This is a genomic window from Roseofilum acuticapitatum BLCC-M154, assembly GCF_030068475.1.
GTDB classification, from domain to species: Bacteria; Cyanobacteriota; Cyanobacteriia; order Cyanobacteriales; family Desertifilaceae; genus Roseofilum; species Roseofilum acuticapitatum.
The window spans coordinates 49,929-75,303 of the sequence record NZ_JAQOSP010000148.1 but is presented as its reverse complement, the minus strand read 5'-3'; the positions used below and the strand labels follow the sequence as shown (position 1 = coordinate 75,303).

The window sequence follows — 25,375 nt, the reverse complement described above, 5'->3', positions numbered from 1 at the left end:
ATCAGGGATTCCGTTAGGTTTATGCAATATTCCATTGAAAAGAAGGATGTAGCTGACATCGCAATTATTGGGATGGCTTGTCGGTTTCCGGGCGCGAAAGACTACCATCAATTCTGGCAAAACCTCGAACAAGGAATCAATAGCATTACAGAAATTCCTGAAAACCGGTGGAACATCAAAGACTATTACTCGCCTAATCCCCAAACTCCCCACAAAACTATCAGTAAATGGTTAGGGTTGATAGAAGATATAGACCAATTCGATGCTCAGTTTTTCGATATTTCCCCCAGAGAAGCAAAAAACATAGACCCTCAACAAAGAATCCTGTTGGAATTGAGCTGGTCTTGTGTCGAAGATGCAGGTTACTCCCTCTCTCAAGTTTTAGGAAAAGATATAGGTGTTTTTATCGGGGCATGTAGCTATGACTCTATTCTATTAATGAACCAAAATCAAGAGAATGTAGAAGGTCATAGTGGCACAGGAACTTGGACTTCTATGCTTGCCAATCGCATCTCTTCATTTTTTAATCTACACGGCCCAAGTATTCCAATAGATACAGCTTGTTCAAGCTCACTAGTCGCTCTTCATTACGCGGTTAAATCCCTCAAAGAATCAGAATGTGAGATGGCGTTAGTCGGTGGGATCAGCGTGTTATTCACCTCAACAACCTACATCCAGATGAGTCAACTGGGTATGTTATCGCCAACAGGACAATGTAGAACATTTAGTAGTGATGCTGATGGTTATGTGAGGGGAGAAGGAGCAGGAGTTGTTTTATTAAAGCCTCTGGCAAAAGCAATAGAAGATGGCGATCGCATTTATGGTGTCATTCAAGGGAGTGCCATTAATCACGGAGGTAGAGCGAGAACGATAACCTCTCCCAATGTCTACGCCCAAGCTCAAGTCATTCGTTCAGCCTATACTAACGCTAATATTTCTCCAGATACAGTCTCTTACATCGAATCTCATGGAACGGGCACACCATTGGGAGACCCAATAGAAATTAATGCATTAAAAAGAGCCTACAGACAACTTTATCAACAGTATGGAGTCGAAAAGACGGAGAAAGCCTACTGTGGCATAGGGGCAGTAAAAAGCAATATCGGGCATTTAGAAGGAGCAGCAGGAATTGCGGGATTAATCAAAGTCTTATTAGCAATGAAGCACAAAAAGCTGCCCAAAATTGTCAACTTCAAGGAATTAAATCCACGCATTAGTCTGAAAGATGCTCCGTTCTATATGCTAGAGGAAACGCAAGACTGGGAAAGATTAAGCAATGAATCAGGAGAAGAGATTCCTAGACGTGCTGGTTTAAGTTCTTTTGGTATCGGTGGTGTTAATGCTCATATTGTATTAGAAGAACCCCTAGAAAAAGTTAACAATGAACCAGTGCTAGAGCGTCCGCAACAAATTTTAACCCTCTCAGCGCAGACAGAGCAAGCACTAAGGGAACTAGCAGAAAACTATCAAACTTATTTAGAATCCAAAGCGGAAGCATCGCTACAAAATATCTGCTTCAGCGCCAATACAGGACGGACACCTTTTGCAGAAAGACTGGCAATAGTAGCCGAGTCCAACAGCGATCTACAGCAAAAGTTAGGAGATTTTCTGAAGGGTGATGAGACAAATGAAGTGGTAAGAGGAAAAGCAGAAAGTAAGGAGAAGGAGATTGCCTTTCTGTTTACTGGGCAAGGTTCTCAATATATAGATATGGGGCGACAGTTATATGAGACTCAACCCACATTTAGGAAAAGTCTAGACCAATGCCATGAAATTCTGAAAAAACATCTAGAAGTCCCTCTATTAGAAGTTATCTATTCTCAGTCAAGTTCTTCTGTATTAGACCAAACCGCTTATACTCAACCGGCTTTGTTTTCTGTAGAATATGCCCTAGCTAAGTTATGGGAATCTTGGGGGATTAAACCTAATTTGGTGATGGGTCATAGTGTGGGAGAATATGTGGCAGCAACAGTCGCAGGCGTTTTTAGCTTAGAAGATGGTTTGAAATTAATCGCCATGCGGGGACGGTTGATGCAAGAGTTGCCCCCTGGTGGAGAGATGGTGGCAGTGATGGCATCAGAATCTCAAGTGAGGGAGGCGATCGCAGAGTACAGTAACCAAGTAACAATAGCAGCTATAAATGGGACAGAGAGTACAGTGATTTCCGGGGAGAGTGGGGCGATCGCCACCATTTGCGGTAAATTAGAAGCAATGGGCGTTAAAACCAAGCATCTACAGGTCTCCCATGCTTTTCATTCCCCGTTGATGGAGCCAATGTTAGCAGAGTTTGAAGCAGTCGCTCAGGAAGTTACCTATAGTCAACCTCAAATACCCATCATATCAAATGTTACAGGGGAAAAAGTGAGTTCAGACATGACTACTGCTAAATATTGGGTCAATCATGTTCGACAACCCGTGAAATTTGCCCAGAGTATGAAAACTCTCCATGAAGAAGGGTATAACGTTTTCTTAGAAATTGGCCCCAAACCCATATTGTTAGGCATGGCTCGTCAATGTTTATCAGAAGATGTCGGAGTATGGTTGCCGTCATTACGTCCTGGAGTAGAAGAATGGCAGCAAATGCTATTAAGCTTAGGGCAATTATATGTAAAAGGTTTCAATGTAGATTGGTCAGGATTTGGCCGCGATTATACTAATCAGAAAGTAGAATTGCCAACTTATCCATTTCAGCGAGAAAGATATTGGGTAGAAACCACTAAAAATCAAGACCGAAATACTACCCATCATAGTTCAAATCCACTAGATCTAGGCGATCCAGAGGAATTAATTCGAGAACTCAAGTTATCGGAAGAATTAACCGAAGATGAAGAAAAACTATTACCGAAGTTGTTAGATATTTTGAAGGCTCGGTATCAAAAGTATCTGCAAGATCGGGGCGATATAGTGGGTGACTTTTATGATGAGTTAGCTTCGTTGACAGATGAAGAAGCAATTTTGAACTACATTCCTTTGCCAGGGATTATCAAAGGATTTTCATGGGTTCTATTTTTCGCCCAATTAAAAATACAAGAAAAATATCAAAAATTAGCATCAACTGCCCAGCAAGAGATTAGAAATATAGCTTGGCAGAAAGTCGATTTTTCTGCTTGTCGTAAAGTTCTAGATATTGGTTGTGGTCATGGAACTGATTTAATTGCTTTAGGTCAGAAGTATCATCACTTAGAGCTTTGTGGTTATACCATATCAGAAGGGCAAGTAGAATTAGGAAACAAAAAAATTAGTCAACTAAATTTAGAAGAACGGGTAAAAATCGTTAATGGAGATAGTTCTCAGGATGAGTTTCCAGATCGTTACGATTTGATCTACGGATTTGAAGTCATTTGTCATATCAAGAAGAAAAAAGAACTCTTTTTAAATATCAAAAATCACTTAAACGATCGGGGTGATTTCGTGATATCAGACTTTATATCTAATGCCTCATTTAACATTGATTATGATGCTCATTCATCTTATCTGGCGACTCAACAAGAATGGCTAGATTTATTATCAGAAAGTCATCTCAAAATCATCCGTTATGTAGATATTAGTAACGAGATTGCTAATGGTTTAGACGATCCTAATTTCCCAGAGAATCTTAACTATGTTTGTAAGAAAAGCAATTTAAATGAAAATGCCAGAGTAGGGCTGCAATCTTATGACAATCTCTACAAGATGTTGCGTAAGAAGCTGGTCAGTTATGTGATAATGACAGCACAAAAGCAAGAGCAGTTGTCAGTAGATGAAATTTACAAGTGGAATCAAGCTATTCTACAGAAACCCCTACATTACTCTGATGTTTCATTACAAAAACTGTTCTATGGGGTGGAATGGCAAAAAGCAGCGCCTAGGCAAGAGTATAAAAAAACACTACAGCCAAAAACTTGGATAATATTCAGCGATAGAGATGGGGTAGGCGAAAAACTGACCAACCGGTTAGAAAAAAGAGACGATCGCTGTTTCACTGTATTTATGGGTGAAACCTACCAGCAAAAGGAAACAGCAAGTTGGGAGCTAAACCCATCTAATCCAGCCGATTTTGAGCGTTTTTGCCAAGATGCAAAGGCAATTGTGGGGGAAAATCCGAGAATCATTCACTTGTGGAGCCTGGAAACTACACCGACACAACAACTCACTCAGCCAGCTTTAGAGTCAGCACAAAAGAATAGTTGTGGTAGCGTCTTGCATCTGGTGCAAGCGATGGAAAAATACTGGAAATCATCCTCACCTCAACTGTGGTTAATCACTCAAGCTTCCCAGTCTGTGTTGCCTGTAGAAGAAGTTGCAATAGCCCAAACCCCACTCTGGGGACTTGGAAAAGTCTTATCTTTGGAACATCCTCAATTATGGGGAGGATTAATAGACTTAGATCGCCAATCTTCCACAAGCGAAGCAGAAATCTTGCTACAAGTTCTAGAAGATGAAGCAGAAGAAGATCGACTGGCTATTCGTAATGGAGAAATCTATGTAGCTCGTTTAGAAAGACAACTCTTAGCAGAATCTAACCCTGTGTCCTTGAGTAAGGAAGGAAGTTATTTAATTACTGGGGGAACAGGAGCATTAGGACTGAATATAGCTCAATGGTTGGTAGAGAAGGGATGTCAACATCTAGTATTAATCAGTCGCTCTCAGCCATCAGATCAAGCACAATTGAGAATTGAGAGTTTACGCAAGCAAGGCGTAGAGGTTGTTGTAACTCAAGCCGATGTATCTGTGCAACAAGATATGGAGAAGGCATTTAAGCAAGTGCAAGAAACTATGCCACCTCTCAAAGGAGTTATTCATGCAGCAGGAGTCATCGGATCTGATCTGATTCAGGAGTTGGAATTTTCTCAACTCGAAGCCATATTGCGTCCCAAAGTAGTCGGAGGATGGGTGCTACATCAGTTAACAGAGAAGCTAGACCTAGACTTTTTTGTTAATTTCTCTTCTATTGCATCAGTCTGGGGTTCTAAAGGCCAAGCTCATTATGCAGCAGCTAACCATTTTCTGGATGGATTAACGGATTATCGGCAATCTCTGGGATTACCAACCTATAGTATCAATTGGGGGCCTTGGTCAGGGGGAGGAATGGCAGCAGGAGAAGCCATGAATTGGTTAAACCAAATGGGCGTAAAACCTCTAGAACCAGAAAAAGCGATCGCCGCTTTGGAGAAGGTATTAGCAAGCGATCGCCCTCAAACCGTAGTCGCAGATATCAACTGGGATGTATTTAAGGAACTTTATGAACTAGGAGGTAAACGGTCATTTCTGGCAGAAATTTCACTGGATTCAGAAGCAAGAAGTGGAGAAGGGGCTTCTGAACAGAGATCGGAATTCTTACAACAACTTTATCAAGCTCCAGAAAGCGAACGGCTCGAAATCCTCATCGAGCATCTGCAAAATGATGTCGCTAAAATTATCGGATTATCGAAATCCAAACTTCCCGATCCCGAATTAGGATTTTTCAGGATGGGTATGGATTCCTTGATGGCGGTTGAGTTAAGAAATAAGTTGATGGCTACTTTTAGTTTCTCGATCAGCACAGCAACCTTGTTTGAAAAGTCGAATATTAAAGACTTAGCTGACTACTTACTTGCAGAAATTTTCTCAGAAGAGAAAGAGGAAGAATGGAGTGTTGAAGAGAGTGAAAATATAACGCCTCCCCAGAAGATAGAAATGGAATTTGAAGGAGAACTTGATAGCGCGATCGCTTCGGAGTTAGAAGAAATTCAAGCTTTACTGGAGGAAGACTAAAATGAGCATATCCAAAGAAGTGCTTCAAACTTTGAAGGACATGCGGGGTAAGCTTGAAGCCGTCAATAAAGCCAAAACCGAACCGATCGCCATTGTAGGAATGGCCTGTCGATTTCCTGGAGGAGCGAATGACCCCTCAAAATACTGGAGTTTGTTGCATGATGGCATAGATGCCATTACCTCAGTTCCTGGCGATCGCTGGGATGTCAGTGCTTATTACGATCCCGATCCAGAAGTTCCAGGGAAAGCTTACACCAAACAAGGGGGCTTTATTGAGCAAGTTGACCAGTTTGACCCCTTATTTTTTGGTATCGCTCCAAGAGAAGCCGTCAGTTTAGATCCTCAGTACAGATTACTGTTAGAGGTAACCTGGGAAGCCCTAGAAAATTCGGGACAAACCTGGACAAACCTGAAGAATAGTCAGACCAGTGTCTTCATGGGCATCTCCACAGATGACTATTCTTCCGTCATTCTAAACGAAGCCAAAAGTTACCCGACTCTTGGAAGCAATAGAAGTATTGGTGTCGGTCGTATTTCTCATCTCTTGGGTCTGCAAGGGTCTAATATACAGGTCGATACAGCGTGTTCAAGTTCTTTAGTTGCTGCCCATTTAGCCTGTCAGAGTTTGCGATCGGGAGAATCCAACTTAGCCTTAGTGGGTGGAGTTAATTTAATCTTATCGCCCTTCAGCACAATTGGTCGTTGCCAACTGAAGGCACTATCTCCTGATGGTCGTTGCAAGACTTTTGATGCGTCTGCCAATGGTTATGGTCAGGGAGAAGGATGTGGTGTCCTAGTTTTGAAACGCTTGTCTGATGCAGTCAATGATGGGGATCTCATTTCCGCCGTTATTCGAGGTTCTGCTGTTAACCATGATGGCCCCAGTAGTGGGATGACCGTTCCTAATAGAATGGCCCAGAAAAAGGTCATTCAACAAGCATTAGCCAATGCCAAATTAGAACCCCATCAAATTAGCTATTTAGAGGCTCACGGTACAGGAACGTCTTTAGGAGACCCCATTGAGATAGAAGCTCTGGCAGAAGTATATGGCAAAAAACGTCCAGTAGATTCTCCTTTAATTGTGGGATCGGTCAAGACCAATTTGGGGCATTTGGAAGCAGCAGCAGGTGTATCATCTTTGATCAAGGTGATTTTAGCCCTTCAGCACCAAGAAATTCCTGCTCATTTGCACTTGAAACAACCGAATCCTCATGTAGATTGGGATAGATTACCCATCAAAATTCCGACTTCACTAATGCCTTGGTCTTCTGATGAAGGAAAACCCAGAATAGCGGGGGTGAGTTCCTTTGGTATGGGTGGCACGAATGCTCATATCGTTCTCGAAGAAGTCCCAAAAGAAGGCAACACTAAAGATGATCTAGAACGTTCAGTTCATCTATTGACTCTTTCAGCTAAAACAGAAAAAGCTTTAGAAGATTTAGTCGATCGTTATCACAAGCATTTAGAAACCTATCCAGATTTGGTAGTAGCAGATATCTGTTACACGGCTAATACAGGAAGACAACATTTTCAGCATCGACTAGCAGTGGTTGCTTCTGAGCCAAAAGAATTAGCAGAAAAGCTACTGGATTGGAAAAGAGGCAAGGAAGTTGTTGGCCTATCTTGTGGAGAGTTCGATCGCGGTAGCGCAAGTTCTAAAATAGCTTTCCTATTCACCGGCCAAGGTTCTCAGTATGTGAATATGGGTAAGCAATTGTATGAAAGTCAGCCAACTTTCCGTCAAGCTTTAGAACGATGCGACCAAATTTTACAACCCTATCTAGAAGTGCCTCTATTAGAGGTGATATACCCTAAAGAGGGACAACAGTCAAGTTCTAATGGGTTAGACGAAACCGGTTATACACAACCTGCTCTGTTTGCGATTGAATATGCTTTATTCAAGTTATGGGAATCTTGGGGAATTAAACCAACTATCGTCATGGGTCACAGTGTAGGAGAATATGTAGCAGCAACTGTGGCAGGAGTTTTCAGTTTAGAAGATGGTCTGAAGTTAATTGCCATGCGGGGACGGTTGATGCAACAGTTGCCCTCTGGTGGAGAGATGGTGGCAGTGATGTCATCGGAGTCTGTGGTAACAAATGCTATAGGTGACAAGAGTTCAAAGGTAACCATAGCAGCGATCAACGGCCCGGAAAGTATGGTGATTTCTGGGGAGAGTGAGGCGATCGCCACCATCTGTACTCGATTAGAATCACAGGGAGTTAAAACCCAGCCATTAAAAGTCTCCCATGCTTTTCATTCCCCACTAATGGAGCCAATGTTAGCCGAGTTTGCAGCAGTCGCTCAGGAAGTAACCTATCGTCAACCGAAAATCAAGTTCATATCAAATGTAACTGGGCAAAAAGCAGGAAATGAAGTCACTCAGGCAGAATATTGGGTCAATCATATTCGACAACCCGTACAGTTTGCTCAAAGTATAAAAACCTTGCACGAGCAAGGAAATGAACTGTTCTTGGAAATCGGGCCGAAACCCGTTTTGCTCGGCATGGGGTCTCGATGTCTACCAGAAGATGTAGGAGTATGGTTACCCTCATTACGTCCTGGTGTAGAAGAATGGCAACAGATGCTATCCAGCTTAGGGCAATTGTATGTCAAAGGAATAACGGTAAATTGGTCTGGTTTTGACCAGGATTATACTCGTCAGAAAGTAGCATTGCCTACTTATCCATTCCAGCGAGAACGCTGCTGGGTAGAAGTAAATCAACCAAAGGAACCTCAAGTATCCAGTAAAATCATTGAGACCCCAATTGTAAAATTACTCAGTGAAGGAAAAACAACAGATCTCGCTCAACAACTCGAAAAAGCCGTAAACTTTTCACCAGAACAGCTTAAACTTTTACCAGAGCTATTAGAGGTATTAGCGAAACAACATCAGGAACAATTAGCGGCAGTCACGATCAAAAACTGGTTCTATGAAGTTCAATGGAAACCTTTAGATAGAGCTGGCTCAAATACAAAAATGCAACCCAGTCACTGGTTGGTTTTTGCAGATACCACAGGCGTAGCCGAAAAATTCGCCCAAAAACTCCAACAACAAGGTCATCAATACAGCTTAGTTTATCGAGCAGAGAGCTATCAAAAACAAGCCGCCGGAAAATATCAACTCAATCCTTCTATTCCCGAAGAATTTGACCAACTGTATCAAGAAATTCAAGAAGCTGGTCAACTGCCCTTATCAAGGTTCATTCATTTGTGGAGTTTAGACACTCCAGAATCCAAAGATTTAACCCTTGATGCTCTACAAGAAACCCAATTATGGGGATGTGGCAGCGTGATGCACCTGGTACAAACCTTATTGAAAAACGCCAGCACCTCCCAACTGTGGTTAGTAACTCGTGGCTCTCAGTCCGTCTTATCCCAAGAGAAAAATATACCAGGATTAGCCGCATCGCCCCTGTGGGGATTAGGTCGAGCAATGTCGATAGAGCATCCCCAATTATGGGGAGGATTAGTAGATCTAGACCCACAAGCGACCGCAGCAGACGAAATAGAAATGCTGTGGCAATTATTAGGGAATGAACCCGAAGAAGATAATCTAGCCTTACGGGGAGACAAAACCTATGTAGCTCGTCTGGCAAACCAAGAACCTCCAGAATTTCCTCAACCCCTATCCTTATCATCAGAGGGTAGTTACCTAATAACCGGAGGATTAGGAGCATTAGGATTACATACCGCTCAAGGGTTGGTAGAAAAAGGAGCTAAAAATATTATCTTAACTGGTCGCCGCCCGCCTTCAGAAAAAGTCCAAGAATCCATACAACAGTTAGAACAAGCAGGATGCCAAGTCAATGTTTTATTAGGGGATGTTTCTAGAAAAGAAGAGATAGCCCAAATTCTGGAGCAGATTCAGACCTCAATGCCAAGCCTCAAAGGAATCATTCATGCAGCAGGAGTGCTAGATGATGGAACCATACAACAGATGAATTGGGAGCGTTTTGGCCAAGTCATGTCGCCCAAGGTGATAGGAACTTGGAACTTACATCAATTAACTCAAAATCTGCCCCTAGATTTCTTTGTCTGTTTCTCCTCAATGGTTTCCCTAATCGGTTCTCCTGGTCAAGGTAATTATGCGGCGGCCAATGCCTTTATGGATGCTTTAGTGGGTTATCGTCGGAGCATAGGATTATCAGGACTAGCGATTAATTGGGGAGCCTGGGCATCTGAGGGCATGGCTGCTCGTTTAGCAGTGGAGCATCAAAACCGAATTCAGAGCAGTGGCATAAGTGAGATGTCCCCTAAAGAAGGTATGTATGCGTTGGAGTTACTGTTAGGAAATCAAATTGCAGATCCCCCTCCAGTCCCCCTTAGAAAGGGGGAAGTTAGAGAATGCTGCCCTGTTCCTGGTCAGGTCGGTGTAATAGCTGTAAACTGGTCGGTATTGGCAGAGCATTGGAGTGGTCTGCAAAAAAGTTCGTTACTACGAGAATTATTGCAGAAGGAAGACTTGGCAGAACATGATGCACTAAAGCAGAAAGCCAAAGTCGAAATTTTAGCAAAATTAGAGGCAGCATCACGAGAGGAACGTCAAGAAATTTTAATTGAACACATTCGAGGGCAAGTGGTTCAGGTGTTAGGTTTAAGTTCATCCCAATTACCAGAAGTCAATGTAGGATTTATGGAAATGGGCATGGATTCTTTAATGGCGGTGGAATTAAAAAATAGACTGCAAAATCAATTAGGTACTCATTTACCTGAGACCGTAGCGATGGAATATCCCACAATTGCTAAATTGTCTTTATATGTAGAGGAGTTAATGGAATGGAAGCCAACAGAAAATGGGATACTTTCTGATGGACTGAACCCAAGAAATCCATCAGAAATAGGGGCTGAATCATTGCCAGATCTTGAAGATATTTCAGAAGAGGATTTTGAAGCACTAGCCGCTCAACAACTCGAAAAACTCAAGAATATGCTCTAAAGTCAAAAAATATAAGTGAAGGCTAAGATTTTATGGAACCGACGACGAAAAAAGAGGAACTCTCATTATCCAAACAGATGTTTTTAGCTTTAAAGCAAGCTGAAACTAAGTTGGAGATGATGGAGCGTTCAAAAAGTGAGGCGATCGCGATCGTCGGTATCGGTTGTCGGTTTCCAGGCAATGCCAACACACCAGAGCTATTCTGGGAACTATTGTCTCAGGGGAAAGACTCGGTTAGAGAGATTCCCTTAGAACGTTGGGATATAGATTCTTACTACGACCCCAACCCCGATGCTCCAGGGAAAATGTATATTCGTCATGCAGCATTAGTGGAGCAGGTCGATCGGTTCGATCCGCAATTTTTTGGTATCTCTGGCAAAGAAGCACACAGCCTCGATCCACAGCAACGGTTTATTTTAGAAGTAACTTGGGAAGCTTTAGAAAGAGCGGGTATTAATCCCCAGGAATTAGAAAATACCCAGACCGGAGTATTTCTGGGTATTGGTCAAAATGATTATGCGAACTTGGGTTTGAACCAAGTTGAAAATATTAGCCCTTATGATGCTACTGGAAATGGGTTTTGTTTTGCCGCAGGTCGGTTATCTTACTTTTTAGGATTGCAAGGCCCATCGATGGCAATAGATACCGCTTGTTCATCGTCTTTGGTTGCTATACATGAAGCTTGTCAGAGTCTGCGTCAGGGTGAATCTAATCTGGCTTTAGCTGGAGGGGTTCAACTCATTCTCTCTCCTCAAGTGACCACTGCACTCTCAAAATTAAAGGCCCTATCACCCGATGGCAAGTGTAAAACGTTTGATGCTGCTGCTGATGGTTATGGTCGGGGAGAGGGATGTGGCATTCTGGTGCTGAAGCGTTTATCGGATGCACTCAAGGATGGGGACAATATCCAGGCAGTCATTCGGGGTTCTGCGGTTAATCATGATGGGCCGAGTAGCGGACTGACTGTACCGAATAAACTGGCTCAGGAAAAACTGATTCAGCAAGCTCTGAAAGCAGCCAAAGTAGAAGCGGCTCAAGTGAGTTATGTGGAAGCTCATGGTACGGGAACTTCCCTTGGAGACCCGATGGAAGTGAGAGCTTTAAGTAGCGTATTTGGGCCGGGACGCGATCGCCAAAATCCATTGCATATCGCTTCAGTTAAAACGAATATCGGTCATTTAGAAGCTGCTGCTGGCATTGCTGGTGCGATCAAGGTCGTTTTGCAACTACAACATCAACAAATCACCCCTAATCTTCATTTTACTCATCCTAGTCCCTATATTGATTGGGAGAATATACCTTTAAAAGTCCCGACTCAACTCACCCCTTGGCTCTCATCAGCAGACAAAAGAGTGGCAGGAGTAAGCTCTTTTGCAATTAGTGGCACTAATGCTCACATCATTTTAGAAGAAGCACCAAGAGAAGACAACCGTGAAGATGACTTAAAACGTCCTATTCATCTCTTGACGCTCTCAGCTAAAACAGAACAAGCTTTAGAAAATTTAGTTAGTCGTTATCAAAACTATTTAGAAAACCATTCAGAGTTACCCCTAGCAGATATATGTTATACAGCTAATACAGGTAGAGCGCATTTTAATCATCGACTAGCAATTCTTGCTTCTGAGCAAAAGGAATTAACAGAAAAACTGGTGGACTGGAAAACGAAGAAAGAAATCCTAGGAGGATTTTCTGGACAACTCGATGGAAGTAGCCAAAGTCCAAAAATAGCGTTCCTCTTCACCGGTCAAGGTTCCCAGTATGTGAATATGGGAAAGCAACTCTATGAAACTGTGCCAACTTTCCGTCAAGCTTTAGATCGATGCGACCAAATTTTACAAGCTTATCTAGAAGTCCCTCTATTAGAAGTTCTCTACCCTCAAGATGAACAAAAGTCTAGTGTATTAGACCAAACTGCTTATACCCAACCAGCTTTATTTGCTCTAGAATACGCCCTAGCTCAGTTATGGGAATCTTGGGGAATTAAACCCAATGCAGTCATGGGTCATAGTGTGGGGGAATATGTAGCAGCAACTGTGGCAGGAGTATTGAGTTTAGAAGATGGTCTAAAATTAATTGCCATGCGGGGACGGTTAATGCAACAATTACCCCCTGGTGGTGCAATGGTGTCTTTGTTAGCATCAGAAGCTCAAGTCAGAGAAGCTATAGGCGAGTATAGTTCACAGGTAACAATTGCAGCCATAAATGGGCCGGAGAGTATAGTGATTTCCGGGTATAGTGAGGCGATCGCAACCCTCTGTAATCAATTAGAATCGCAAGGCATTAAAACCAAGCCTTTACAAGTCTCCCATGCTTTCCATTCCCCACTCATGGAGCCAATGTTGGCAGAATTTGAAGCAGTAGCTCAACAAGTCACCTATAGTCAGCCTCGACTACCCATCATATCAAATATCACCGGTCAAAAAGTCGGTTCAGACATAGCTACAGCTCAATATTGGGTCAACCATGTCCGACAACCCGTCAAATTTGCCCAGAGTATGAACACTCTAAATGAGCAAGGATATGAATTATTCCTAGAAATTGGCCCCAAGCCCATATTGTTAGGAATGGCTCGTCAATGTTTACCAGAAAATAACGGCATTTGGTTACCATCCCTACGTCCTGGAGTCGATGAATGGCAACAGATCCTCTCAAGTTTAGGGCAGTTGTATGTACGGGGCGCTAAAGTAGATTGGTCAGGGTTTGACCGAGATTATGTTCGTCAGAAAGTCATCTTGCCAACTTATCCATTTCAGAGGGAAAGGTATTGGGTAGAAACAGGCAATTCTCAAGCCATCTCTATACCTAAACTTCATCCCCTAATTGATCGAAAGTTTCAATCTCCGTTATCAAAAGATATCTTTTTTGAATCTGAGTTTAGCACCCATGCCTTACCCTTTTTAGCAGACCACCGAATATATGAAAAAGTTGTCGTCCCTGGTGCGAGTCACATTTCTCTCTTGTTAGCAAGTGCCTCTCTCACATTTTCTGCAACCGGATGTCAACTGGAAGATATTCTGTTTCCCCAAGCCTTAGCCATTCCCGAACAAGGAATGCGTAATGTTCAGGTAGCTCTTACTCCACAGAATAGCTACTATTCATTTCAAGTCATTAGTTTTGACAGATCTGATAGTGATTCTTGGGCAGTCCATGCTACCGGAAAAATTGCTCCTACTAATACTTCGCAAAAACAGTCTCTAGAAACAATAGAAGTCATTCAATCTCGTTGTCCTCAAAAAATAGAAAGCACAGAAATTTACCAGAATCTTTGGGATAGACAAGTTCAATTACGGCAAAGTTTTAGATGGATACACCAAGTCTGGTTAGGAGAGGGAGAAATCCTGTGTCAAATGAAAGTCCCTGAGACCATCTTAGATGCAGCAAAGTATCAAATACATCCCGCCTTACTTGACTCATGTTTCCAGTCAGTAGCTGCACTGAACCTCAGTCTTGCTGGTGACCAACATGAAACCTTTGTGCCCTTCAGTATAGAGAAGTTTACCTTTTATCAACGCCCTGAGAATAGTTTCCTTTGGTGTTATACTCGTGGATTAAAAGAAGGATCGTCAGAAGAAAAACTGCTCAAAGCCGAAATACAATTATTTGACCAAACTGGAAAATTAGTAGCTGAGGTTAAGGGTTTTGAGGGTAGGAAAGCGAATCCCAAAACATTACTAATGACTCTAGATTCAGATTTAAGTGATTGGTATTACGAAATCAACTGGGAACCTCAATCTTTAACAGAAACCGCAAAATCTAATGAAAACGCCTCTGGTAAATGGTTAGTATTTGCGCTTACTGATGAATGGGTAGAGTCTATCGGACAACATTTACAACAAAAAGGACAGCAATATATTTGGGTATCCCCAGAAAAATCCGAGTATCAGCAGTTAGATGCTCAACATTATCAAATCAATCCCACTGTTGCCGAACACTTCTCTCAACTGCTCCAAGATAATTCTGATATTCAGGGCATTTTGCACTTATGGACTCTAAATGAAACTGATTTATCGGGAACCGTAGATTTACAAACAGCTCAACAACTTGGTTGTGCAACAGTTTTACATTTAGTGCAAGCCTTAATTCAAGCTCGATTAACCCATACAGTACCAATGTGGTTAGTGACTCAAGGGACTCAGGGTGTATTGGATGCAGCAGAAGTAGTGCAACCCCAACAAGGAAGTTTATGGGGACTAGGGCGTGTGATTAACCTAGAACATCCAGAATTAAAGTGTGGACGAATAGACTTAGATCCCAAATCTAATTTTGCCGAAATGCTCCCCAGTTTGGTCGATGAAGTATTTTCTCAAAATAATGAAGACCAAATAGCAATTCGTCAGGGAGTTCGTTATGTAGCACGATTAATCCGACAACAAAAGCATAAAATTAGCTCAGAAGAAAAATTAGGATTAGAAAGTCAACCGGTGGAATTGAAGTTGTCTGAATATGGATTGATAGATAACCTTAACTGGCAAGTAATGCAGCGCCGGACTCCACAAGCCAATGAAGTAGAAATTGAAGTCAAAGCCGCAGGTTTAAACTTCCGAGATGTACTCAACTCCTTGGGTTTACTGAAAGACTATTATGTTCAGGTATTAGGTGTTACTGACGTAGCTCAACTTAACTTTGGCTTAGAATGTGTAGGTTGTATTGCATCTGTCGGAGAAAATGTCTCTCAGTGGCAGGTGGGAGATGAAGTGATGGCTATAGTTCACAATGGCTTTAGTAGCTTTGTTACTACTTCTGCTGAGTTAGTCATGGCTAAACCGAAAAATTTGAGCTTTACGGAAGCAGCCACTTTACCCTTGACTTTTGCCACAGCTTATTATGGGTTACAACACTTGGCTAAAATTCAGCCAGGAGAGCGAGTATTAATTCATGCTGCGGCTGGTGGTGTAGGGCAAGCAGCAGTTCAAATTGCTCTCCAAGCAGGAGCAGAAGTATTCGCTACAGCAAGTCCTCCCAAGTGGGAATTTCTCAAGTCTATGGGTGTCAAACATATTATGAATTCCCGTACTTTAGAGTTTGCAGATGAAATGATGAGTCTTACTCAGGGAAAAGGTGTAGATATCGTTTTAAATAGTCTCAATGGAGACTTCATTGATAAGAGTTTTGCTGTTTTAGCTCCCCAAGGTAGATTTGTAGAAATTGGCAAAATAGGGATTTGGGATAAACAAAAGGTGATGGAAAAGCGCCCAGATGTTGAATACTTGCCTTTTGATATTGGAGTGACAATCCAACAACAACCCAGTTTAATTACGGAATTTTCAGAAGCATTGAACCAGCAGTACGAGCAAGGAAAACTGAAAGCATTACCTTATAAAGTATTTCCAAGTACAGAAGTCAAAGCTGCCTTCCGATATATGCAACAAGGTAAGCATATTGGGAAAGTAGTCGTTTCTCTGCCAGAAACTGGAGAAGACCAAAAATCAATCAAACCAGACGCAAGTTATTTAATTACAGGAGGGTTAGGAGCTTTAGGTTTAGAAGTCGCCCAATGGATGGTATCCAAGGGAGCCAAGCAAATTGTTTTAACTGGACGTAGATCTCCCAATGAAACTGCACAAAAAATTATCGAAGAGTTAGAAACAGCAGGAGCATCAGTCAAGGTATTGTTAGGTGATGTCTCTACTGAAAAAGATGTAGCTCAAATTTTCCAGCAGATACAGACTTCCTTGTTCCCGCTCAAAGGAGTGATTCATGCTGCGGGAGTATTGGATGATGGCTTAGTGCAAAACCTCAGTTGGCAGCAGTTCACCAAAGTGATGAAACCTAAAGTGCAAGGGACTTGGCATTTGCATCAACTGACCAAAGATTTACCCTTAGATTTCTTTGTCTGTTTCTCATCAATGGCTTCGATGTTGGGGAATTCTGGTCAAGGCAACTATGCGGCTGCCAATGGTTTTATGGATGCAGTAGCTCACTATCGTCGTGGTATGGGATTACCTGGATTGGCTATCAACTGGGGGGCTTGGGCAGCAGGAGGCATGGCTGCTCGTTTAGCCAGCGAACATCAGAATCGAATGGAAACCGTTGGGATAGTTCCTATTAAACCCGAACAGGGAATGCAAGTATTAGAGTCATTGTTATCTGGCGCTCAAACCCAAGTCGGGGTATTCCCCGTTAACTGGTCAAAATTTTTAAGGGAGTTACTAGGTGGGCAGAAAATGCCCTATTTGGAAGCTTTCATTTCATCAGTAACAGAAACTGAAAATACACAACAACTTCTAGAAGAGTTGAAATCTGCTCCACCGGAGGAAGGAGAAAAAATATTACTCAATTATCTGATCAATAAAACTTCTTCTCTTTTGGGCATGACTGCTGCTAAAATTGAAGTCAAGCAATCTTTAACGAGTATGGGTGTTGATTCATTAATGGCAGTTGAATTGCGAAACTTATTGCTGAGGGAACTAGAATTCGATCTTCCTCTAGAAAGGATAATTGATGGCATTAGTATTGTTCAAATAGCAAACTTAGTGGGGGAGAAAATTTTGCTCGAACAAATTACGGATTTAACGATTTCGCAGGCTCAAAATATAGATGAAGACGAAGAGCGAGAAGAAATAACTTTATAAAAACAGAATCATAAAGAATCAAAAATGGGGGATGCTTAAGTCATGAATATTAAAGAATTTTTATATAAAATCTCTAGCCAAGGTATTAAAGTTTGGGCAGAGGGTGATGAACTCAAAGTTAATGCTCCCAAGGGTTCCTTAACAGCAGAAATTAGACAGACTTTATCTGAAAATAAGATTGAGTTACTACAATTGTTACAGCAAAGAAGTAGTAGTATTAATGTTAACTCTAGACCGTTAGTACCTGTTCATAGGGATAGAAACTTTACTCTCTCCTATCAGCAAGAGCGTCTGTGGTCGGTAGCCCAGTTAATGTCAGAAAAGGCAACGCTTAACCTATGTCAAGCAGTGCGTCTTCAAGGTTTAATCAATATTCAAGTGCTGCAAAAGAGTTGGCAGCAAATTATCGATCGCCATGAGATACTTAGAACGAGTTTTGCTTTAGTTGAAGGGGCTTTAGTTCAGGTATCTATTCCTAAGCTAGAGGTGAGTATTGTTGTTGAAGATCATTCAAATTTAAGCGGATCTGAAATAGCCGATCTGATTGAGGAAAATATTGCCCAAGAATCTCGACGGTCTTTTGATTTAGCTCAAGCTCCATTATGCAATTTGAAATGGCTACGGTTTGGCGATACAGATGGCGCTTTGATTTTAGTGTATCATCATATTATTGGTGATGGTTTATCGATTAATTTATTAACTCAGGAACTGCTAACTTTATATGATGCCTCTTTGGAGAAACAGCCATCTCCTTTAGCCCAGTTGGAGATTCAATATGGAGATTATGCGGTTTGGCAGCGACAGTGGTTGCAGGGCGAGGTATTAGAAAAAGGACTCAATTATTGGCAACGGCAGCTAACTGGTGTTTCGACTTTATATCCAGTACCCGTTGATAATTTGCAGCTATCATCGGACTTTGAAAGTAACCATAAATCTTTTCAAATCCCTGCTAGTACCTGGTCTGCGGTTCAACAGTTAAGTAGTCAGTACAGTATTACTCCTGTAGTTGTCTTTTTGTCCGTCTTCTATGTCTTGATCGTTCAGTATTCTCTGAAGTCGGATATTGTTGTAGGTTTGCCGGTTTCAGGTAGAGTGCATCCCAAACTTCAATCCGCTATTGGTTTCTTTACTGATATTATTTTACTGCGGACTCAGGTGGATGAGCAGTTAGAATTTAAAGAATTACTCTCCAGAGTCAAAGAGGTTATGGTAGAAGCTTATGCGAATCAACATATTCCTCTGAATTATGTAGCAGAATTTCTTGAACACCACACTTATCAACACTATAAGAATTTATTCCAGCTTTTCTTTGACTATATTGATTTTGGGGAAAATGCTCAAAATTATTCTAATTTCCAAGCCACGAAAATCGAGGGTAAATTACCGACAGATATCGATTTATTTTTCACTTTGTTCAAAGTCGATCGAGAGATTAAAGGAGGATTAACTTACAATGCCAATTTGTTTGAAGAAGAGACGATTATAGGTCTAATAGATTCCTACTTGTTAATTCTCGAACAATGCCTTGAGACTCCAGAGAGGAAAGTCACTGAATTAGAACTCTCCCCAGAGCTAAAGGTGCATGTCCGAGAGCTACACAGTCAGTCAAGAAAACAAGCTCTGCTAGAAACTGCCTTAGAATCGATTCCTGAAGTTCAGGACTACGCGATTGTAACGAGGGATAATCAAGATGTGGCTTATGTAGTGGTTGCAGGTGATTTTTCTGTAGAGAAAATAGAGTCATTCCTTCAGTATCATTTGTCTGTTGAGTTGCTTCCTGCTGCTTATGTACCTATATCTACCTTGCCTCGGACAGAATTAGGAGAAGTGGATGAAGCGGTTTTAGCGGCAATAGAAGTTATTGATGCAGATTTGATTGCCCGTTGGGAAGAAAAACTGAGATCGCACCCAGAAATAGAAGAAGCGGCAGTAGTGGTTCAGTATCATCCAGCCCCAGTGATACCAGTTAGCAGGGAAAAGGTAGAGCCGGAAGAGGATTGGAGCGCAAAGAACCGACCCATTACAACCACAAAAAACCAAGCGTCAGCTTTATCACCCAGCTCTTCCCCTTGTCTGGTAGATGAAATTGCTGCATCAGTAGAGTTTGAAACCTGGACAGATTTACTACCGGGAACCGATCGCCCAGCAATTCTGGCTGTTGATGGCCGAAAACCCCTGACTCATGCAGCTCTCAAAGCATTTATCCAATCTCCACCAGATAACGCTAACCTCAGCCATTTGGGGATTAGTATTACTGATCGTGTCTGTGCGGCAATGCCCAACGGGCCAGAAGCGGCAGTAGCATTCTTGTCCCTGGCACAGCACTGTGTCTTTGCTCCCATCAGCCCATCTTTAACAGAAAAACAAGTTCTCTTTGAATTAGAAGACCTGAGTGCAGTGGCGCTGGTACTCCAAAGGAGTGAAGCCAACAACAGTAGTAATGCCAAGTTGAAAGCCTGTGCAGAAAGCTTAGGGGTGCGTGTTATTGAGCTAATCCCTGATGCTTCAGTCTGTGGTGTGTTTACTCTCTCAGAAGTGACGGCTAATCAAGAGGCAGGAGGCAAAAGGAAGAAGTTAGAGAACAAGGGTGAAAATAAACCCACTCGCGACCATGTGGCTTTGGTGTTGCATACGAGTGGTACAACTAGAAAACCGAAGACAGTCCCCTTAACTCATGGGAATTTAACCGCAGGTTCTCTGACGATCAGTCGGACGATCGCTCTAACCCCAGAAGATACTTGTATCAATATCATGCCCCTGTTCCATATTCACGGTTTGTCGGTGAATATTCTGGCCTCGTTGCTCGCTGGTGCAAGTGTCCTCTGCACTCCGGGATTATATGGGACAGAAAATGGGGTAGCTGATTTCTTTCGTTGGCTACAACCGGGTGCAGGAGGAAATCACCAGAATGTGACTTGGTACTCGGCTGTGCCCACCATGCACCAAGCTATTCTTGAATATGCAGAACAGGCGATCGCTGAAACTGGAACTCCCCCGAACCATTCCCTACGGTTGATCCGCAACTGTTCAGCCGCACTACTCCCTGCGATCGCAGAACGCATGGCGAAAGCATTTAACTGTGAAATCTTGCCGACTTACGCCATGACAGAATCCATGCCCATTTGTAGCCCCCAAATCGGGCAAGGGTTAGCCAAACACGGCTCTGTAGGGCCAGCAGCCGGCCCCCAACTGATTATTGGCCAGGTCAAGGAAAACGATGAAGGTAAACCCACCCTGAATGTACTGCCACCTTACTCTGAAGGGGAAGTAATGGTAAAAGGAGCCTGCGTGACCGCAGGTTACGAGTTGCGGGACTGGATGGATTACAATCCCAACGAAGAAGCTTTTATCGAGGGTTGGCTCAGGACTGGGGATAAGGGATATCTAGATGAAGACGGTTATGTGTATCTGGTAGGACGGTTCAAGGAAATTATCAATCGGGCCGGAGAGAAAATCAGCCCGATGCTGGTCGAAGATGTGTTGCAGCGACATCCAGGGGTAGGGCAAGTCGTTGTGTTTGCAGCTCCCCATGAAGTTCTGGGGGAAGTCGTAGGAGCAGCGATCGTACCCGTCCCTAACCAACCTCGACCCTCATTAGCCGCCCTGCGTCAGTTTGCCCTGAAGCAAAAAGAACTGGAACTTCAGTGGTTGCCAGAATGCTTAGTGTGGATGAGTGCGATTCCCAAAGGCATGACGGGTAAGCCAGCGCGAATTGGACTAGCCAAACGGTTAGGGTTGCCCGTTATGGCTGCTGATGCAACGACAGCGCCGAGGACTTTCGTAGCAACAGAGGGAGCCGATGGCAAGTTTAGCTTGGAAACCATCGATTATTCTCCAGCTCAGACTGAAAACGGCAAGGGGGTTTGTCAGAAGCTCTCAAAGTTAACCGCTTATTTTACCTCAAAAACCAAGAATTTTCCGATCGCTCAGTTGCAACAGTTAGAAGTGCGCGATCGCTTTGGGACTCCCAGCCAAATTTTACCGACTGCTTTCGTCCAGTTAGAAGCATTTCCGTTAACACCAGATGGCAAAATAGACCGTAAACGGCTGCGAGAACTAGAACACTCTCAGACAGAGCAACCCCCACGAGCAGCCAATGAAACTCAGCAAAAAATTGCCTCGATTTGGCAAGAGGTACTTCAGCTAGAAGAAGTCGGAATCACCGATAATTTCTTTGAATTGGGAGGCAAATCCATACTCCTCATCCAGGTCTACAGCAAACTGCGAGAAGTGTTTGCCGATCTCAATGTAAAAGTGGTTGACCTGCTGACCTATCCCACCATAGATTCATTAAGTCGATTTATTATCGGCGATCGCGAAGCTCAAGTCAGTCAAAAAAATCCAATCAAACCCTTCAATCAACATCAAGATAATCGGGATATTGCCATAATTGGTATGTCTGGACGCTTCCCAGGAGCTAAAAACCTAGAAGAATTTTGGGAAAACCTCAAAAATGGTGTAGAGTCTATCTCCTCATTATCCGATCAACAGTTAGTAAAATCTGGAGTCACGACTGAAGCGCTTAATGACCCCAATTATGTCAAAGTTAACGCTCGGATTTCGGACATTGATATGTTCGATGCTGACTTCTTTAACTACTCTCGACGAGAAGCAACAGAAATAGACCCACAACAAAGGCTTTTCTTAGAATCGGCTTGGGAAGCCATAGAAAATGGGGGTTATAATCCCAAGACTTATCAAGGTTCAATTGGAGTTTACGCCGGTGGTGGCATACCTAGCTACTTAATTTCTTACATGGGAGAGAAAGATCTAGTCGTCATCAATAAGCGCTCCCTAGAACAACTGTTTGGCAACGACAAAGATTACCTCGCCACCAGAGCCGCTTACAAATTGAATCTCACCGGCCCAGCAATCAATGTTCAAACCGCTTGCTCAACTTCATTAGTTGCCGTTCACTTGGCTTGCCAAAGTTTACTCAGTGGGGAATGTGATATGGCACTAGCTGGTGGTGTCTCCATTCAAGTCCCCCAAGAGGTAGGATACACCTACCAAGAAGGCATGATTTTCTCCCCAGATGGTCATTGCCGACCCTTTGATGCTAACGCTCAGGGGACAGTTTTTGGTAATGGTGTCGGCGTGGTTTTGCTCAAGCCCCTCCAGAATGCTATAGCCGACGGAGATTGTATTCAGGCAGTCATTAAGGGTTCTGCCATTAATAATGATGGCTCTTTCAAATTGGGCTACACTGCACCGAGTGTAGAAGGTCAAATCGGTGTTATTGCCAGAGCTTTGGCGATCGCTGGAGTTAATCCAGAGACTATTACCTACATAGAAGCTCATGGTACTGGCACAGAATTAGGCGACCCCATTGAAATTGAAGCATTAACCAAAACGTTTTCTGAGCATACCCAGAAAAAGCAATTTTGCGCTGTAGGTTCGGTTAAGAGCAATATAGGTCACTTAAATACAGCAGCAGGAGTCGTATCCCTCATCAAAACCGTATTAGCTCTCAAGCATGGGTTAATACCACCAAGTTTACATTTTGAGCAACCATCACCCCAGATTGATTTTGCCAATAGTCCATTTTACGTCAACACCAATCTGTCTGAATGGAGGAGTAATGGTACACCTCGCCGAGCCGGAGTAAGTTCTTTTGGTATTGGAGGAACCAATGCTCATCTAGTGCTAGAAGAAGCTCCCAGAAAAGACAACAGGCAACAAGCAACAGGCAATCTTCAAGATCGCTTAGAGCGTTCAGTTCATCTATTAACTCTCTCAGCCAAAACCCAAAAAGCTCTTGAAGAGTTAGTCAGTCATTATTGTGATTACTTAGAAACTCATCCAGAATCCGATCTTGCAGATATTTGTTACACTGCCAATACAGGAAGAGTTCACTTGAACCACAGACTAGCCGTTATAGCGAATAGCCAAGCTGAATTAGCCAAAAAACTTCATCAATTCCTAGGACAAGATGAAGGAACAGGCATCTTTTCCGGAGAATTATCTAAAGAAATTACAGCAACAAAAGTAGCTTTCCTATTCACAGGTCAAGGTTCCCAATACGTGAACATGGCAAGAAATCTATATGAAGAAGCCCCCGTATTCCGAACAGCCCTGGAGCAATGTAATCAAATTCTAGGTCGTTTAGAAACTTTTCAGGAAAAGTCATTACTAGAAATTCTCTATCCAGCAATTCAAGATCAGCCCAGTTCATCCATACTAGACCAAACCGCTTATACCCAACCTGCCCTATTTGCCATAGAATACTCCCTCTTCAAATTATGGGAATCTTGGGGGATCAAACCCGATGTAGTGATGGGTCACAGTGTAGGAGAATATGTAGCAGCAACCGTAGCAGGAGTATTTAGCCTCGAAGATGGTCTTAAACTCATAGCTATGCGGGGACACTTGATGCAACAGCTACCCTCCGGTGGTAAGATGGTATCGATAATGGCCTCAGAATCTCAGGTAACAGAAGCCATAAAAGAATATAGTTCCCAAGTCACCATAGCAGCAGTTAACGGGCCAGAAAGTATAGTGATTTCTGGTGAAAGTGCCGCCATAGACCGTATTTGTAGTGGTTTTGAATCAGAAGGAGTCACAACCAAACAACTACAAGTATCCCATGCCTTCCATTCCCCATTAATGGAACCAATGCTAACGGAATTTACAGCAGTAGCCCAAAAAATTACTTACAATAAACCGAACATACAACTCATATCAAACGTGACGGGAAAAGAAGCAGACGATAGTATTGCTTCAGCACAATATTGGGTAAATCATGTCCGTCAACCCGTAAAGTTTGTCCAAAGCATGGAAACTTTGCACAAACAAGGTGCTAAAATCTTCCTAGAAATAGGGCCAAAACCAGTCCTGTTAGGTATGGGTCGTCAGTGTCTTATGGGAGAGAAAAAACTATGGCTGCCCAGTTTACGTTCGGGAAAACCAGACTGGTTACAAATGCTCCAAAGTCTGGGAGAATTGTATGTACGGGCAATCAACATTGATTGGTTAGGATTCGATCGGGATTATTACCGTCATAAGGTAGAGTTACCAACATATCCTTGGCAGCGAAAAAGTTATTGGATAACAGATATTCGCCAACGGAAAGCTGAAGATAAAAAGATGGTAACATCGGCAGAAAAAGTAAAACTTGATGAACTCAATCTCCAGCTAAAGGACAAACCAATGAACGAAGAGACAATCTTGCACCCACCCAAACTGAGATTATCAGATCCAGAATCAGTATATCTAGAAAGCGCTGCGCCAACTCTAGAACCTCCAGCCAAAATTGAAGTTCCGCAGTTGGTGGTTCAAGCAAAATCTGCTGATAGGGAATCTGAAAATGTAACCCAATTGAATAGTCTTGATACCGATCTGACTCAAATCAAAGAAGCTCTCAAAGAAAGTCTGGCAGTAGCTTTGTATGCAGATATCGGTGAAATCGAAGAAGACCAAAAGTTTGTTGATTTAGGTTTAGACTCCATTGTGGGAGTCGAATGGATCGCTGACATTAATAAAACCTACAATTTAAATCTAAAGGCCACGAAACTATACGATTACCCCACCTTGTCAGATTTGGCACAATATATCGCGGGCAGCCTATCAACTCAGGATAGAAAGATTGATGTTGAGCGATCGCCATCTGCTCCAACTCGAACAGCGATCGTCAAGCCATCTCTACCATCAACTCCCTCCCAGAACAATTTCTCACAAGTCAAGGAACTTTTGAAACAACAGTTAGCGGAAGCTCTGTATGCGGATATCAGTGAAATTGAAGAAGACCAAAAGTTTGTCGATTTAGGTTTAGATTCTATTGTGGGAGTCGAATGGATAACTGAAATCAATAAAACCTACAATTTAAACATCAAGGCCACAAAACTATACGACTACCCTACCCTATTAGATTTCGCAAAATATATTGCCCAGGAACTTGGCGATACCCAAGGAAGCATTGTACCAAAAGAGGATAAAAAATCCATTCAAAAAGGCTCACCTAGAGATTCTCAAGAGGACGTGACACAAAAGTTACGCTCAATATTGAAGAAAGTGGCAAACAAAGAATTAACCGTCCAGGAAGGAAATCGAATGATTCAACAAATCAAAAACCAAGCAAAAATATAGTACGATCTTTCAGAAAGATTTGATGAATCTATAATAAATCAGGAGT

4 protein-coding genes are annotated in these 25,375 nt (G+C 42.6%); all 4 read left to right on the top strand.

Annotated elements, in window-relative coordinates:
- Positions 1–21: 21 nt before the first annotated feature.
- From PMG71_RS23000 to PMG71_RS22985, 4 genes are read left to right on the top strand one after another with little or no spacing between them, the layout of a single operon-like run.
- The gene (locus PMG71_RS23000; protein WP_283756073.1) at positions 22–5,733 is read left to right on the top strand and encodes a type I polyketide synthase; all 5,712 of its coding nucleotides are present in this window, start codon (positions 22–24) and stop codon (positions 5,731–5,733) included.
- Between the two features lies 1 nt (position 5,734).
- Positions 5,735–10,672 carry a type I polyketide synthase gene (locus PMG71_RS22995; protein WP_283756072.1) on the top strand — a complete coding sequence of 1,646 codons (4,938 nt, stop codon included), beginning with the start codon at positions 5,735–5,737 and terminating at the stop codon, positions 10,670–10,672.
- Between the two features lie 32 nt (positions 10,673–10,704).
- Entirely contained in the window at positions 10,705–17,244 is a 6,540-nt protein-coding gene (locus PMG71_RS22990; protein ID WP_283756071.1) for a type I polyketide synthase, read from the top strand.
- Positions 17,245–17,286: 42 nt separating this feature from the next.
- Positions 17,287–25,329, top strand: a complete 8,043-nt coding sequence (locus PMG71_RS22985; RefSeq protein WP_283756070.1) for a type I polyketide synthase — start codon at positions 17,287–17,289, stop codon at positions 25,327–25,329.
- The last annotated feature ends 46 nt before the right edge of the window (positions 25,330–25,375 follow it).

Coding starts and splice junctions, on each gene's coding strand:
- PMG71_RS22990 (WP_283756071.1), top strand. CDS start 10,705: ATGGAACCGACGACGAAAAAAGAGGAACTCTCATTATCCAAACAGATG.
- PMG71_RS22995 (WP_283756072.1), top strand. CDS start 5,735: ATGAGCATATCCAAAGAAGTGCTTCAAACTTTGAAGGACATGCGGGGT.
- PMG71_RS22985 (WP_283756070.1), top strand. CDS start 17,287: ATGAATATTAAAGAATTTTTATATAAAATCTCTAGCCAAGGTATTAAA.
- PMG71_RS23000 (WP_283756073.1), top strand. CDS start 22: ATGCAATATTCCATTGAAAAGAAGGATGTAGCTGACATCGCAATTATT.